Raw genomic sequence first — 14,497 nt, 5'->3', positions numbered from 1 at the left:
TTTGAGTGTGTCGAACTCTCCGCCGTCCTGTACACGAATATGGGCGAGGCGCGGAACGCGATTCTGATCTCGTGGGCTGGTAGCGGTCGATGTGGGGGTTGTATCGGCCGGAGTAGAAGGGATCCATGTGGATCATCCGGCCGTCGTTGTGGCGGGCGACGTATGCGTGCGCCGCGGGGTCGAAACCCGGGCGGTGCGGGGGCGGCTGCGGCGTCGCCGCGGGCGGTTTCGCCTCCGCGCTGCGGTCGGTGTCGGTCCGCGCCGGCTCGGCCGGTTCCGTATCGGAACGGTCGTGGGGTGCGGCGATCGCATCGTCGGTCGGGTGTTGCTCGCCGGTTCGGTGGGCCGGGGTTTCCGCGGCACCCGGGTGTGCGGAACCACGACCCGGCGCATCGGCCGACTCAGGTGACCCGTTCCGAGTTCCGTTCGGAGTTCGAGGGTCCGAATCATTCGCAGCGTCGGACGGTCGTTCGACAGCCGGTTCGGCGGTATTCCTGTTCTGCGCGTGCCCGTTTCGGTCATGCGAAACCGGTGTGCGGCTCGGCTCCGGAGTGCGGGCCGGCTCCGGTCGGAGGCGGGCCGGAGCGTGGTCGGCGGCGGTCGAGCCGGGTGCGTGACGAGCCGGCTCCGGGCGGGCCGTCGTGCGCGGCGCGGATGGCGCCGGACGCGGGGACTCGGTCCTGCTCGCCGGGGTAGTGTCGGGTCGCGCGTTGTCGCGCGGGGCACGGGAATTGTCCGGGCGAGACGCGGTCTCGGGCCCGATGTGCGGGCCTGCCGATCGGGGGTCGGAGTGCGGTGTATCCGCGTGAGTCGGGGTGTGAGCCGGAGTGTTAGGGCGATGCGTGCCTTCACCACCGGCGGAACCGAGAGATCCCAGCGACCCCATGGAGGGGGCCGCCGACGGCGTTGTGGCAGCGGGGGTGTCGGCGGTCGCGGCGTGTGTGGTTGCCGGGGTGTCCTCGGCCGGAGTCGGCGTCCGATCGCCGCCGGGGTGCGGCACTGCGGCCGGGTCGACCGAACTGCCGTGTGGCGTTGCCGTGGGTTGTGCCGGATCGGGTTGCGGTGATGGTGACTCGTGTCGGCCCACCGGCGTTCCGGCATCCGGGTGTCGCGACGGATCCGGTGCTGCCGCAGGGGAATCGGGGTGCGCAGCGGAAGGCGGCGTCGCCGGATCCGAATGCGGTGAGCCCGGCTGGTCGGATCCCGGCCGAGTCGTCGTCGGCGCATCATGTGGGGGCGAACTCGCATCCGGATGCTGAGGTGTGGCATGGTCCGGCGCCGGTGGGGTGCCCGGCGGTGTGTCGTGGGAGGGCGACGAGGTCTCGGAAGCGCCCGGATGTGTGGTCCCGGCGGGTGCCGGCGAGTCGGTGTCCCAGTTCAGGCTCGACCCGGGGCGCGGTGACTGCTCGGGAACGGAATGCTCCACCGGTGCGGGATGGCCGGACGGCCCGTTCTCCGTGCCGGCGGTGTGCGGCGCCGGCGCCCCATCCGTCGTCGGCGTGTCGTGTTGCGGCGCAGTGTTTTCCGTATGTTGCGGAGGTCCGTTCCCGTGATCCGGCTGGGCGGTTCGGTCCGGTGCGGGCGCCGAATCGGTGTTGTGTCCGGTCGTGCCGGTCTCGGTGCCGGCGGGCGCGGGCTCCGAGGTGTGGGGCGACGGCTGTGCGCTGGTGTCGCCGACATGTGTGGGACCGGCCGGCGGGCCATCGTGAGCCGGGGATGGTGCGGGTGCATTGTCGTGCGCTGGGGACGACGGTCCCGGCCGCGCCGGGTTCGTTCCGTCATTCGAAGGCGTGCCGGTCGAGTTGTCGTGCGTACCACTCGAATGATTCTGTCCCGCAGCGGAATCAGAACTGCCAGCCTCCCCGGCGTCCGTCGTTCCGGATTCGTGGCTCGCGGGCGTGGTCCGCCCTTCGTGCACCTGGCCGAGCGCACCCTGAGCCGCGCCGGCGACCGACGATGTCGCGAGCGTGGTCGGGTCGACCTCGAATTTCCCGCCGAACGGGACGCTCGCGGCGGTTCCGGCGACCGATCCGGCCGCGCCACCGACAGCATCGGCGGCCGTGCGCGCGGCGAACTTTCCGGCAGTCGACCCGGCCTTGTCGACGAGGCCCTTGGCCAGCCCGTCGGAGCCCAGTTTCGCGCCCACCGCACCACCGACAGCGCCTGAAACGCTATCGGCGAACAGCCCTTTCACTTCCTCGCCGGTGAAACCACCGCGCTTACCCTGCGCCATCTGCAGCAGACTGGCGCCCGCGTCGACACCGGCGCCCTGCGCCACACCGATGATCGCGGCCTTGGCCAGCGCCCGGGTGGAGATCTTCTGGATCAGCCACTTGATGATCTGGCGGATGGTCAGGCGCGCGGCGACCTGCGCCGCAGCCTCCTCCGCCGCGGCGGCGGGGGCGCCGATACCCGTACATGCCGTGGCGATCGCCTGGATCATCTGAATCGCGAAGATCACCAGGGTCGCGATGATGACGTATTTCGTATGTTCGATATCGGTGGCGGTGTCGTCGAGGTCCTTGCTCAGGCCCTTGACTTCCTCGATCAGCCCCGGCCACAGGCCTTTGTCGCCCGCGACCTGATCCCAGAACTCCTTGATCGCCTCGTGGGTCTTCCCGTCGACGGCGGCCAAAGCGGAGGTGGTGACCGAACCCGCGTCGGTCTGAATTTCGGTCAGGGCGTCGGCGAGCTGGTCCCAGCCGTGGGCGAGCCGCCGCATCGCGGTTTCGTCACCCTGGGGCCAATCACCGGCACCCACAACATATTTCGCGACCCACTGCAGTTCGGTGGGGATTTCGATACCCATGTGCGGCGCGGAATCAGAATTGGGTCTGGGCGATCGCGCCGGCGTTGGCTTGGTCCTGCGCCTGCAGCGTTTCGGCCGCGGAGCGCATATTGCCCGCCATGCTGGTGAGGATCGCGCCGAGATTACTGCCGGTCGTGACGGCCTTACCGGCGGGATCGACGTACCCCTTCGCGAACTTCTCGCCGATTTCGTCGTCACCCCAGCACTGGCCCTCGGCCTCGACGATCCGCTTCAGGTTCTGCACCGCGGTGATCACCCGGTCCGAAACGTCGTTGTACCGGGGCTCGGTCGCCCGCAGAGCGGCCGGATCGACCTTGAACGCGCTCATCGCTCCCCCCGCAGGTAGCCGCGGTTGCGGTAGTAGTCGTCCTCGTCCTCGTCGTCGAACGCCCCCGGCTCCGACGAGCCCTGTTGCGCCGGTGCGCTTCCCGCCGGATCGGGCAGCAGCGTGTTCATCAGATCCTTGATGCTGGGTGCACCCGGGAGGATGTCGGAGAGGTCGGGCACGTCACCGGCGACCTCCTGGATGGGTGCCAGCGCCTGCTGCGACAACTCGCCGGCCCGGCGAGCTGCGGCCTGTGCGGCCTCGGCCATCGACCTGCCGAGTTTCTCCGGGGTCGACCGCTTGAACGCCTCGGGCTCCAGATGGACCTCCACCACCACGCCCGCGACATTGGCGACGACCCGGACCAGATTGTCCGCGGACCAGGCCTCGGCGGTCGTGGCGGCCAACCGCTCCTGTACGTCGGCGAGTTCGCGCTTCTGCTGTTCGAAGCTCGCCAGAAGGGAATCGACCTCCAGTCGCAACGCCTCGTTCCGCGCCCGCGCGGCCTCCTGCTCGGCGTCCGCCATCTGTCCACCCCTCCGTCGAAAACCAGCCGTCAACATATCCGACGCGGCCCGGCGACGATCGGTTCCCACCGTTCTCGTGCGCTCCCGGGCGACGGCCTTCTACTTGCGCAGGGCGCGGGCTACCTGCACGAGCTGCAAGGGCGAAACGTGTTCGGGCTCCGGCTCTTCGGTGGCTTCGGGGTCGACGGCCGAGGTGTGGGGGATGTCGGCTTCCGGGTCGGCGAAGGGCTGATATTTCTTGTCGCCCAGGAGTTGGTAGCTGAAGTAGCCGACCAGGAGGGCTCGGGTGATGCGTTCGGTCTTGGGTTCGTACTTGGCGGCGCCGAGCGCGGCGAGAGCGCGGCGGCCCTCGACGATGCCGTTGTGGGTGGCCTTGTCGACGGTGCGCAGCGACATCGGCCCGCCCCAGGCGGTGGCGAGGGCCTGCGCGGTGCAGTTGCCGGTGGAGATGTCGACACCGCCGGCGACGATGAGGGCCGGGGTGTCGATCCGGGCGGCCAGCGCTTCCGCGCTCGGGGCGGTGGGTGCCGGATAGAGGGCCGCCACGGCGCCGACCTTGCGCTGCGAGGCGGCGATGACGGCGGCGCCCGCGCCCATCCCGTGCCCTGCCAGGGCGAGCTTGTCCGGGTGCACGCTGATCGCGCCGGTGCCCAGCCGCACGCCCGCGCAGATGTCGAGCGTGGTCAGCAGGTCGGTGGCCAGATTCAGGTGCGAGGGCAGCGGGCCGCGTTCGGTGTCGGGTGCGGCGGCGACGAAACCCCAGGACGCGAGGTGTTCGAGCAGTCGGCGATAGTTGCCGGCGCCGGCGAGCCAGCCGTGTCCGAAGACGACCGCGGGCAGGTTGTGGCCCTCTTCGGGGGTGTATACCACGCCGGGCTGCCCGGCGATGCCGAGGTTGCCGCGCATCACCCGGTGCGGACCAGGGCTGGTCAGAATGCTCAGAAGCGATTTCACAGACACCGACACGGGGGTGAACTCTACCGAGAGTCGCCCGGAATGCGGCACTGTCACGAGCGGAGCGGCCCGGACACGCCCCCACCTGCTTCGATAGCAGGCCGATTCGCGTGTCCACGCGGCCCAAGTAGGCTGGGACACCATGTGCGGAATCGTTGGCTACGTCGGGTACCGGGACGCGCTCGGCGTCGTCGTGGACGCACTGCGCCGCATGGAGTACCGGGGCTACGACTCCGCGGGCGTGGCGATCCTGGACGGCGCGGGCACTATCGCGGTGGAGCGCAAGGCCGGTCGGCTGGCCAATCTGGAGGCCGAGCTGGCCGAGGCCGGTCCCGCCGCGTTCGCCGGTACGACCGGTATGGGACATACGCGGTGGGCCACGCACGGCGCGCCCACCGACCGCAATGCGCATCCCCATCGCGACCTCGCGGGCCGGGTCGCGGTCGTGCACAACGGCATCATCGAGAACTTCGCCCCGTTGCGGCGCGAACTCGAGGAGGCCGGGGTCGAACTGCGCAGCGATACCGACACCGAGGTCGCCGTGCACCTGGTTGCCCAGGCCTACGCGGCCGGACCCACGGCCGGTGATTTCGTCGGCAGTGCGCTGGCCGTGCTGCGCCGGCTCGAGGGCGCGTTCACGCTGGTGTTCACGCATGCCGATCATCCGGGCACGATCGTGGCCGCGCGTCGCTCGACGCCGCTGGTGGTCGGTGTGGGCAAGGGGGAGATGTTCATCGCCTCGGATGTGACGGCGTTCATCGAGCACACGCGCGAAGCGGTCGAGCTCGGTCAGGACCAGGCCGTGGTGATCACCGCGGACAGCTATGTGGTCACCGACTTCGCCGGCGCCACCGAGGGCGCGCGGACCCGGCCGTTCACCATCGACTGGGATCTGGCCGCCGCCGAGAAGGGCGGCCACGACTACTTCATGCTCAAGGAGATCGAGGAGCAGCCCGCCGGGGTGGCCGAGACGCTGATGGGCCATTTCGACAACGGCCGCATCGTGCTGGACGAGCAGCGCCTCGCCGATCAGGAACTTCGCGAATTCGACAAGGTGTTCGTGGTGGCCTGCGGCAGTTCGTATCACGCCGGACTGCTGGCCAAGTACGCGATCGAACATTGGACCCGGGTTCCGGTCGAGGTGGAGCTGGCCAGTGAATTCCGCTACCGCGACCCGGTCCTCGACCGGTCCACGCTGGTCGTCGCGATCTCGCAGTCCGGTGAGACGGCCGACACGCTGGAGGCGGTGCGTCACGCCAAGGAGCAGAAGGCGCGTGTGCTCGCCATCTGCAACACCAACGGCGCGCAGATTCCGCGTGAATCCGATGCCGTGGTCTACACCCGCACCGGCCCGGAGATCGGGGTCGCCTCGACCAAGGCCTTCCTCGCCCAGATCACCGCGAATTACCTTGTGGGCCTTGCCCTCGCGCAGGCGCGCGGCACCAAGTATCCGGACGAGGTGGCTCGCGAATTCGGTGAACTGGAGGCCATGCCGAAGCTGGTGGAGCGGGTGCTCGAGACCGCGCCGCAGGTGCGCGAGATCGCCCGCCGGTTCGCGCATCAGTCGACGGTGCTGTTCCTCGGCCGCCACGTCGGCTATCCGGTCGCGCTGGAGGGTGCGCTCAAACTCAAAGAGCTCGCCTATATGCACGCCGAGGGTTTCGCCGCCGGTGAGCTCAAGCACGGCCCGATCGCGCTGATCGAGGAGGGTCTGCCGGTGATCGTGGTGATGCCTTCCCCGAAGGGACGCGCGGTGCTGCATTCGAAGCTGCTCAGCAACATCCGGGAGATCCAGGCCCGCGGTGCCCGCACCATCGTGATCGCGGAGGAGGGCGACGATACGGTCCGCCCGTTCGCCGATCATCTGATCGAGATCCCGGCCGCCCCGACCCTCTTCCAGCCGCTGCTGTCGACTGTGCCGCTGCAGATCTTCGCCGCCGAGGTGGCGCAGACCCGCGGCTACGACATCGACAAACCACGCAACCTCGCGAAGTCGGTCACCGTCGAATAGCGGCGGGCGCGCCGGTCAATCTCCCACTGCCACAAGCTCTTCGGGTGCCGTGCTGGAGCGTGTCGTGCGACGTTCCAGTGCGCCCGACCAGACGGCCGAGCCGAGTGCGCTCGTGGCCAGGACCACGCCGACCCAGCTGGAGCTCGTGTAACCGAAACCCGCGGCGATGACCGATCCGCCGAGCCATGCGGCGAGCGCGTTGCCCAGATTGAAGGCCCCGATATTCAGCGCGGAGGCCAGCGTCGGCGCCGCGGCGGCCTGATCGAGGACCCGCTTCTGCAGCGGCGGCACGGTGGCGAAGCCCAGCGCTCCGATCAGGACGACGGTGATCGCCGCCGCGACCTTGTTGTGCGCGGTGAGCGTGAACAGGGCCAGGACGACGGCCAGCGCCGCCAGCGTGATGTAGAGCATCGGCAGCAGATGGCGATCGGCGTAACGGCCGCCGACCAGATTGCCGATCAGGAATCCGAGGCCGAACAACACCATGATCCAGGTGACCGAGGTTTCGGCGAATCCGGTGACCTCGGTCATCATCGGCGCGAGGTAGGTGATGGCGGCGAAGACACCGCCGAAGCCGAGCACGGTCATCGCCATCGCGAGCAGTACCTGCGGATTGCGCAGGACCGCCAGCTCCCGGGTGAACCGGGCGTCGCGCGGTGCCGGCCGATCGGGCACCAGCGCCAGCACTCCGGCGAAGGCGAGCGCGCCGACGGCGGCGACCAGCGCGAAGGCGAGCCGCCAACCGAAATGCTGCCCCAGCAGAGTGCTCAGCGGAACGCCGACCACGGTCGCGACGGTGAGCCCGGTGAACATCATGGCGATCGCACCGGCGCGTCGGTCCGGGGCGACGAGCGATCCGGCGACCACCGCCCCGATGCCGAAGAAGGCGCCGTGCGCCAGTGAGGCGATGATGCGGCCGGTCAGCATCAGGCCGAAAGTCGGTGCGGCAGCGGACAATGCGTTGCCGGCGATCAACAGCAACAGGCTGATCAGCAGCATGCGCTTGCGGGATACACGCGTGCCGAGTCCGGTCATCACCGGCGCACCGACGAGCACGCCGAGGGCGTAGCCGGTGACCAGCCAACCGGCGGTCGGGATCGATACCGCGTAACTGTCCGCGACCCCGGGCAGCAATCCGACCACGATGAATTCGGTCGTCCCGATGGCGAATGCGCCGAGGGTGAGGGCGAGAAGTGCGAGTGGCATGGGTGCAGGCCTCCACACGGTGTTGTAGACGAGCGTTACAGGCGTCGACAATAATTGCATACGCGTGTTAATTGCAAACGCTTGCTATTGCGGGAGCGCGTTATCCTGGGGACGGCGACGACATGAGGAGGGCCGATGACCGCGGAAGCCGCGCTGACCGGATTGGCGGATGGCTGGTATGCGCTCTCGGTGCTGCACGACCGGATCGAGGCACGGATCGAACGCGCCCTGCAGGCCGGCCACGAGCTCAGCGTGCGCGAATACTCACTTCTCACTGTGCTCAGCCGCCAACACGACGGGCCCGGTGGCCATCTGCGGATGAACCAGGTCGCCGACTCGGTGGCGCTGAGTCAGAGCGCGACCACGCGGCTGGTGACCCGGCTCGAGGACCGCGGTCTCCTGCAGCGTTATCTGTGCCCGGACGACCGCCGGGGCATCTATACCGACGTCACCCCCGCTGGTCTTGCCCTCCTCGAACAGGCGCGGCCCACCAACGACGCCGCCCTGTCGCAGGCGCTTCGCGAGGCCGCGGCCGATCCCGAACTGGCCCCACTGGTGACGGCCGTGGAGGCGTTGAACCGCCGCGAGATGCGGGTAGGAGACGGCGTCGCGACTACCGCACCGTGACGGTGCCGCGCATTTCGGGATGCAGCGGGCACAGGTAGCGGTAGACGCCGGGCACGGCGAAGGTATGGCTCCACTCGCCGCCGGTGAAAATCGGGCTGTTGATGCCCATCGCCGCATCGCCGATGCCCTGCACGGCATGCGGCACCTTGTCGGAGAACTTCCAGGTGACGGTGTCGCCCGCCTGGACCGTGACGGCGTCGGGGGAGAACTTCATATCCTCGACGCGCACGGTGACCGAGGCCGGTTGGGCCACGGTCGGCGAGGCAGCCGCGGTACCCGGCGGCGTGGCCGCGGTCGTGGTCGTGGGAGTGGATGTCGTTGTGTTCGAACCACATCCGGCGATCAGCACGGCAGCCACCAGCGCTCCGGCGATCGGGAGGAGACGCGCTGCGCGGCTGCGTACGGTGCTGTGGGCCATGATCACGAGCCTAGTCCGAATGGTGGCATCCGGTTCGCGGCACCCGCGTGCGATCCGGCCGCGTCGCACCGGCGGCGGAGCCGCGGGCATGCGGGAACCGAAGATCCCGGGCGTAATCTGCTGGAGGTTCCGATTCGAGCGCGATCCCTGTGCGATCCCTACGAGGAGGCGAATGATGGCACCGGCCCTGCGGGGATATTTCACCGTCGACGAGGTGCGAGCTGCCGAAGCCGAACTGTTCGAGCGGGTCGCCGCGGGGGTGCCGATGCGCCGTGCCGCGTACGGATTGGCGAATGTGGTTGCGGCCGAACTGCGGGAACGGACCGGCGGCGTCGCCGGGCGGTCCGTGACACTGCTCGTCGGATCGGGGGACAACGGCGGCGATGCGCTCTGGGCGGGCGCGGCGCTGCGCCGGCGCGGGGCGGCGGTGACGGCCGTGCTGTTGTCGCCCGAGCGAGCGCATGCGGAAGGACTCGCCGCGCTGCGCCGGGCGGGCGGGCGGATTCGTGAGGCCGGGGCGGGATCGGCCGCGGAACTGCTCGGCACGCCGGACCTGGTGGTCGACGGCATCATCGGAATCTCCGGCCGGGGTGCGCTGCGACCCCGGGCCGCCGAGTTGGTAGCGGCGATCGAGGCACCGATCGTCGCCGTCGACCTGCCGAGCGGTGTCGATCCGAATACCGGTGCGGTGGACGGCCCGGCGGTACGGGCCGCGGTGACGGTCACCTTCGGTTCCTACAAACCGGTGCACGCGCTGGCCGCGCCGTGGTGTGGGCGAATTCAGCTGGTTCCCATCGGGTTACGCCTGCCCGAGCCGCAGCTGGCCGCGTTGGAGCCGGTGTCGATCGGTCGCGACTGGCCGGTGCCCGGACCGCGCGACGACAAATACACGCAGGGTGTCACCGGCATCCACGCCGGCAGCGACACCTATCCCGGTGCCGCGGTGTTGTGCACCGGCGCCGCGGTGGCCGCCACCTCCGGCATGGTCCGCTACGCCGGAACCGCAGCCGCACAGGTTCTCGCGCAATTCCCGGAAGTCATTGCGGCCGAGAGTATTTCCGGAACCGGGCGGGTGCAGTCCTGGGTGTTCGGGCCGGGGGCGGGTACCGACGACGCCGCGCGCGAGCGTCTGTCGGAGGTCCTGGCCACCGATCTGCCCGTGGTGGTCGACGCCGACGGGTTGACCCTGCTGGCCGCCACGCCGGAGCTGGTCACCGGTCGCGGCGCACCGACCGTATTGACACCGCACGCAGGCGAATTCGCGCGTCTGACCGGCCGTGAACTCGGCCCCGACCGGGTGGCGGCGGTGCGTGAACTCGCCGAGAAGTGGCAGGTCACGGTCCTGCTGAAGGGGCGGTCCACGCTGGTCGCCACCCCCGGCGAGCCGACGCTGGTCAACGAGGCGGGTGGTTCCTGGGCGGCCACCGCGGGCGCCGGGGACGTACTGTCCGGCGTCATCGGCGCACTGCTGGCGGCGGGACGGGTCCCGGGGTGGGCGGCGGCGGCCGCCGCGCGTGTCCACGCCCTCGCCGCGAATCTCGCCGCCCATGCCGACAGTGATGCGGCAGCGCCTATTTCGTCTACTCCGCTGCTGCATCGCCTACGAGCCGCGGTGCGGACCCTGCGTGGTCTCGCCGATGCCGCGGACGGACTGCCGGCCGATTCGTTCTGACCGCGCCATCTTCGCCGCGGCGGAACCACGGTGGACGGGCGGGTGCCGGGACCGAAGCGCCGGCAGCCCGTCCTCCCGGTACGTGCCCGGTCAGTCGCCCTGGGCGGCCAGCGTGACCGACTCCCATTCGCGCCAGGTCGACAGTCGCGACTCGTAGTCGGCGGTCGCGATCTGCAGCGGTGCGGTCCCCAGGAACAGCCGCAAGGGCGGCTTGTCGGCGTCGACCACGGCCAGGATCGCCGCCCGCGTAGCCGTCGGCTCGCCGGGCTGCTGGGCCGAACGGGTCCGAGTGCGCGCGGCCCGCACCTCGTCGTAGGCGGGGTTTTCCGTGCTGTGCACCGACGACGGGCCGGCCCAATCGGTGCTGAACCCGCCCGGCTCGATCAATGTGACGTGGATGCCGAAACCGTCGACCTCCTGCGCCAGCGACTGCGAGAACCCCTCGAGCGCCCACTTCGACGCGTGATAGGCGCCCAGATTCGGGAAGGCGCTGATCCCGCCGATGCTCGACACCTGGATGATGTGGCCGCTGCCCTGCTCGCGCAGAATCGGCAGCGCCGCCTGGGTGACCCACAGCGCCCCGAAGACGTTGGTCTCGAGCTGAGCGCGGATCTCCTCTTCGGTCAGTTCCTCGATCATGCCGAAGTGCCCGTACCCGGCGTTGTTGACCACGACGTCCAGGCGGCCGAACCGCTCGGCGGCCTCCGCAACCGCCGCGAAGTCGCCCGCGCGGTCGGTGACGTCGAGTTGCAGCGGCAGGAAGGTGTCGGGGTAGGCGGCGACGATGTCGTCGAGTGTCTCCAGCTTGCGCGCGGTTCCGGCGACCCGGTCGCCGCGCTCGAGGGCCGCCAGAGCCCATTCGCGGCCGAATCCGCGCGAGACGCCGGTGATGAACCAAACCTTGCTCATGAAACCCCTCTGGTCGATGGGTGGTGGCGGGCGGCGTGTGCCCGCGTGAACCACGCTAATGAGCTGGAGTGCACTCCAAGCAAGGGTTGATTTCGGCTCGATCCGATATCACCCGGGCGCGCCGGGTGGGCGCGACGCGCCGCGTGGCAGGATCGGTAGCCGTGAGTAGCGCTGATCCGCAGGTGGAGACCGTCGTCGATCTGGATGCCATCGCACACAACGTGCGGATACTGCGCGAACACGCGGGCGATGCCGCGGTGATGGTGGTGGTGAAGGCCGACGCCTACAACCACGGAGCGGTGCAGGTCGGCCGGGCGGCACTGGCCGCGGGCGCGGCCGAACTCGGCGTGACCACCATTCCCGAGGCGCTGGAGTTGCGCGCGGCCGGTATCACCGCGCCCATCCTCAGCTGGCTCAACACCTCCGACGCGGATTACGCCGCCGCGATCGCCGCCGATATCGAGATCGGAGTCTCCTCGACCGCCCACCTGCGGGCGGTGGAGCGCGCGGCGCGGGCGAGCGGAACCACCGCGACCGTCACGCTGAAGCTCGATACCGGCCTGAACCGCAACGGTGTCTCCTCCACGGAGTATCCGCACGTGCTGACCCTGCTGCAGGAGCTGGTCGCCGAGCGCGTGGTGCATCTGCGGGCGATGTTCTCCCACCTTGCCCACGCCGATCAGCCGCAGCATCCGGTCATCGACGCGCAGCGGGACAGATTCGTCGAGGCCATCGCTCTCGCCAAGGACTACGGGCTGCAGCCCGAGGTGGTGCACCTGGCCAACTCCGCGGCCACGCTCACCCGGCCCGATCTGGCGTTCGACATGGTGCGGCCCGGTATCGCCGTCTACGGCCTGAGTCCGATTCCGGAGATCTCCGACTTCGGCCTGCGCCCGGCCATGACCTTCCGGGCCCGGGTCGCCTTGGTCAAACGGGTGGCGCAGGGCGAGGGCGTGTCCTACGGGCACGAGTGGATCGCGCCGCACGACACCACGGTGGCACTGATTCCGGCCGGTTACGCCGACGGCGTGCCGCGCGGCCTGGGTGGTCGGATCGCGCTGCGGATCGGGGATGCGGAGTATCCGAACATCGGCCGGGTGTGCATGGATCAGCTGGTCGTGGATCTGGGCGAGAACCGGCAGGGAGTGCAGGAGGGGGATCGCGCGGTGCTGTTCGGCGGGGCCCCGGGTGATCCGCACGCCCAGCGGTGGGCGGAACTGATGAACACCATCCACTACGAGATCGTGTGTTCCCCCCGCGGCCGTGTCGTGCGAGGCTATACCGGACAGGCAGGGGTGGTGTGATGGAACCCGAACGGGCACATCAGTTTCGGAGCGCGCGCCGGTTACGGTCCACACTGCTGCGTGGCGGGGTGGCGTCGGCGAGTGTGCTGGGCGCGCTGGCCGGTGCGCAGGCCCTGCGGCGAATGGGCGCCGCCGTCGCCTGGCCGGCTCGCGGTGACGACCTGCGCGACGAGGATTTCACCTTGCTGGACCGCGATCCCGCGCGCCGGGTGGTGGCCGACGACGGCGTACCGCTGGCCGCGCGCGTCGTCGGCGCCGAGAACCCGGCTGCCACCGTCGTTTTCGTGCACGGATTCTGTAACAGCATGCACTCGTTCCACTTTCAGCGCCGTGATCTCGCGAGGCAGTGGGGCGCGCAGGTCCGCATGGTGTTCTTCGATCTGCGCGGGCACGGCAGTTCCGGCACGTCGAGCACTGCGAATTGCACGGTTCCACAGCTGGGACGCGACCTGCTGCGGGTGATCGAGGATTGTGCGCCCGACGGCCCGCTGGTGCTGGTGGGGCATTCCATGGGTGGGATGGCGATTCTCGCGGCGGCCGCGCGGAATCCGCAATTGTTCGAGCGCCGCGTGCTGGCCTCCGCACTGCTGTCCACCACCGCGGCCGGGGTGACCCGCGCCGGTGCGGCACAGCTGTTGCGCAGTCCGGCGATCGACGGGTTCCGGGTGCTCGCCCACACCTCCCCGGCGCTGGTGCAGGCGGGACGGGTCACGGCCCGTCAGCTGATCACCCCGGTCCTGCACGTCAGTTCGTTCCACGGCGACGTCAGTCCCACGCTGTCGCGATTCACCACCTCGATGATCGATCGCACACCGGTCGAGACCATCGTGAAATTTCTCGAAGCCCTGCAGGTGCACGACGAATCGGCGGCGCTACCGGTGCTCGCGCCGCGGCCGGCGCTGGTCGTCGGCGGCGACCACGACCTGATCATCCCGTTCCGCAATTCGCGGGAACTCGCCGCCCGGCTGCCGGACGCCGATCTGATCCGGGTCACCGACGCCGCGCATATGGTGCATCTGCAATATCCCGAGCTGATCAATGCCGCGCTGGATCGATTGCTGTTGCGCACGGGCGTATTCGGCGGCGCGTCCGTCGACTACGGCGCGGGGCGGGAGGCGAGCAATGGCTGAGCATCGCGAGCAAGCCCCGGAAGCACAGGGCGAGGCCGAGAGCCGCGAACTGCCCACGGTCGCCGATACCGAGGCGCTGGGCCGGGAGCTGGCCGCCGAGCTGCGGCCCGGCGATCTGGTGGTGCTCGACGGCCCGCTGGGCGCGGGGAAGACCGCGCTTACCCGGGGGATCGCGGCCGGGCTCGGGGTCGAGGGACGGGTCAGCTCACCGACCTTCATCATCGCGCGGCAGCATCGCGCGGGCGCGGCGCCGGGATCGATACCGCTGGTGCATGTCGACGCCTACCGGCTGGGCGGTGACCTCGACGAGCTCGACGCCCTGGATCTCGATGCCGATCTGCACGAAGCGGTGGTGGTCGTCGAGTGGGGCCTCGGCGTCGTCGAACATCTCGCGGACCGTCATCTGCGGGTGCGGTTGCATCGGGAAGCGGAATCGGAGACCCGCACCGCCACCTGGGAGTGGGTCGGTCAGTACTGATCGGTTGTGATGCTCGCCACCGATGCGCCGCGGGCGAATACGCGGCAGCGCGGAATCCGGCCCGGCCCCCGGGCCCCGATCGCGGACCTCCGCACCGGCACCCCGGCAGTTGTTGCGGCACTTGGTC

General features: G+C 69.8%; 13 protein-coding genes. 6 read left to right on the top strand and 7 right to left on the bottom strand.

What is annotated here, in order from left to right:
* The 4 genes from A5780_RS16070 to A5780_RS16055 all read right to left on the bottom strand — a co-directional run.
* On the bottom strand, positions 1–2,809 hold a 2,809-nt coding region (locus tag A5780_RS16070; protein WP_231982973.1), incomplete at its 3' end, for a hypothetical protein.
* A 13-nt stretch (positions 2,810–2,822) separates the two neighbouring features.
* Positions 2,823–3,137 carry a WXG100 family type VII secretion target gene (locus A5780_RS16065; protein ID WP_063012630.1) on the bottom strand — a complete coding sequence of 105 codons (315 nt, stop codon included), beginning with the start codon at positions 3,135–3,137 and terminating at the stop codon, positions 2,823–2,825.
* On the bottom strand, positions 3,134–3,661 hold the full coding sequence (locus A5780_RS16060) for a YbaB/EbfC family nucleoid-associated protein (protein WP_064908836.1): 528 nt from the start codon (positions 3,659–3,661) through the stop codon (positions 3,134–3,136). The genes A5780_RS16065 and A5780_RS16060 overlap by 4 nt, the downstream gene beginning before the upstream one ends.
* Positions 3,662–3,760: 99 nt before the next feature.
* Positions 3,761–4,627 carry a dienelactone hydrolase family protein gene (locus A5780_RS16055; RefSeq protein WP_064908842.1) on the bottom strand — a complete coding sequence of 289 codons (867 nt, stop codon included), beginning with the start codon at positions 4,625–4,627 and terminating at the stop codon, positions 3,761–3,763.
* 130 nt (positions 4,628–4,757) lie between these two features.
* Here A5780_RS16055 and glmS point away from each other — a divergent pair, with 130 nt between their 5' ends.
* Positions 4,758–6,626, top strand: a complete 1,869-nt coding sequence (glmS, locus tag A5780_RS16050; protein WP_063012634.1) for a glutamine--fructose-6-phosphate transaminase (isomerizing) — start codon at positions 4,758–4,760, stop codon at positions 6,624–6,626.
* Positions 6,627–6,641: 15 nt separating this feature from the next.
* Here glmS and A5780_RS16045 read toward each other — a convergent pair whose 3' ends face one another.
* Entirely contained in the window at positions 6,642–7,832 is a 1,191-nt protein-coding gene (locus A5780_RS16045; protein WP_064901763.1) for an MFS transporter, read from the bottom strand.
* 135 nt (positions 7,833–7,967) lie between these two features.
* Here A5780_RS16045 and A5780_RS16040 point away from each other — a divergent pair, with 135 nt between their 5' ends.
* The gene (locus A5780_RS16040; protein WP_051755315.1) at positions 7,968–8,459 is read left to right on the top strand and encodes a MarR family winged helix-turn-helix transcriptional regulator; all 492 of its coding nucleotides are present in this window, start codon (positions 7,968–7,970) and stop codon (positions 8,457–8,459) included.
* On the opposite strand, the gene A5780_RS16035 is transcribed toward A5780_RS16040, so the two are convergent.
* Positions 8,446–8,877 carry a plastocyanin/azurin family copper-binding protein gene (locus A5780_RS16035; RefSeq protein WP_063012638.1) on the bottom strand — a complete coding sequence of 144 codons (432 nt, stop codon included), beginning with the start codon at positions 8,875–8,877 and terminating at the stop codon, positions 8,446–8,448. The genes A5780_RS16040 and A5780_RS16035 overlap by 14 nt on opposite strands.
* Positions 8,878–9,064: 187 nt before the next feature.
* Between A5780_RS16035 and A5780_RS16030 the strand changes: the two genes are divergently transcribed.
* Positions 9,065–10,549 carry an NAD(P)H-hydrate dehydratase gene (locus A5780_RS16030; protein WP_064908841.1) on the top strand — a complete coding sequence of 495 codons (1,485 nt, stop codon included), beginning with the start codon at positions 9,065–9,067 and terminating at the stop codon, positions 10,547–10,549.
* Positions 10,550–10,639: 90 nt separating this feature from the next.
* Here A5780_RS16030 and A5780_RS16025 read toward each other — a convergent pair whose 3' ends face one another.
* Positions 10,640–11,458 (bottom strand): SDR family oxidoreductase, encoded by an 819-nt coding sequence (locus A5780_RS16025; RefSeq protein WP_064908835.1) that lies wholly within the window; start codon positions 11,456–11,458, stop codon positions 10,640–10,642.
* A gap of 161 nt (positions 11,459–11,619) precedes the next feature.
* On the opposite strand from A5780_RS16025, the gene alr reads away from it, so the two are divergent.
* From alr to tsaE, 3 genes are read left to right on the top strand one after another with little or no spacing between them, the layout of a single operon-like run.
* Positions 11,620–12,762, top strand: a complete 1,143-nt coding sequence (gene alr / locus A5780_RS16020) for an alanine racemase (protein ID WP_227463193.1) — start codon at positions 11,620–11,622, stop codon at positions 12,760–12,762.
* Positions 12,762–13,892 carry an alpha/beta fold hydrolase gene (locus A5780_RS16015; RefSeq protein ID WP_064908834.1) on the top strand — a complete coding sequence of 377 codons (1,131 nt, stop codon included), beginning with the start codon at positions 12,762–12,764 and terminating at the stop codon, positions 13,890–13,892. The genes alr and A5780_RS16015 overlap by 1 nt, the downstream gene beginning before the upstream one ends.
* Complete coding sequence (gene tsaE / locus A5780_RS16010) at positions 13,885–14,370, top strand: tRNA (adenosine(37)-N6)-threonylcarbamoyltransferase complex ATPase subunit type 1 TsaE (protein ID WP_063012646.1); 486 nt, start codon at positions 13,885–13,887, stop codon at positions 14,368–14,370. The genes A5780_RS16015 and tsaE overlap by 8 nt, the downstream gene beginning before the upstream one ends.
* Positions 14,371–14,497 lie beyond the last annotated feature (127 nt).

The sequence above is a fragment of the Nocardia sp. 852002-20019_SCH5090214 genome (genome assembly GCF_001665865.1).
Classification (GTDB): domain Bacteria; phylum Actinomycetota; class Actinomycetes; order Mycobacteriales; family Mycobacteriaceae; genus Nocardia; species Nocardia nova.
This window is presented reverse-complemented; position numbering and strand designations above follow the sequence as displayed.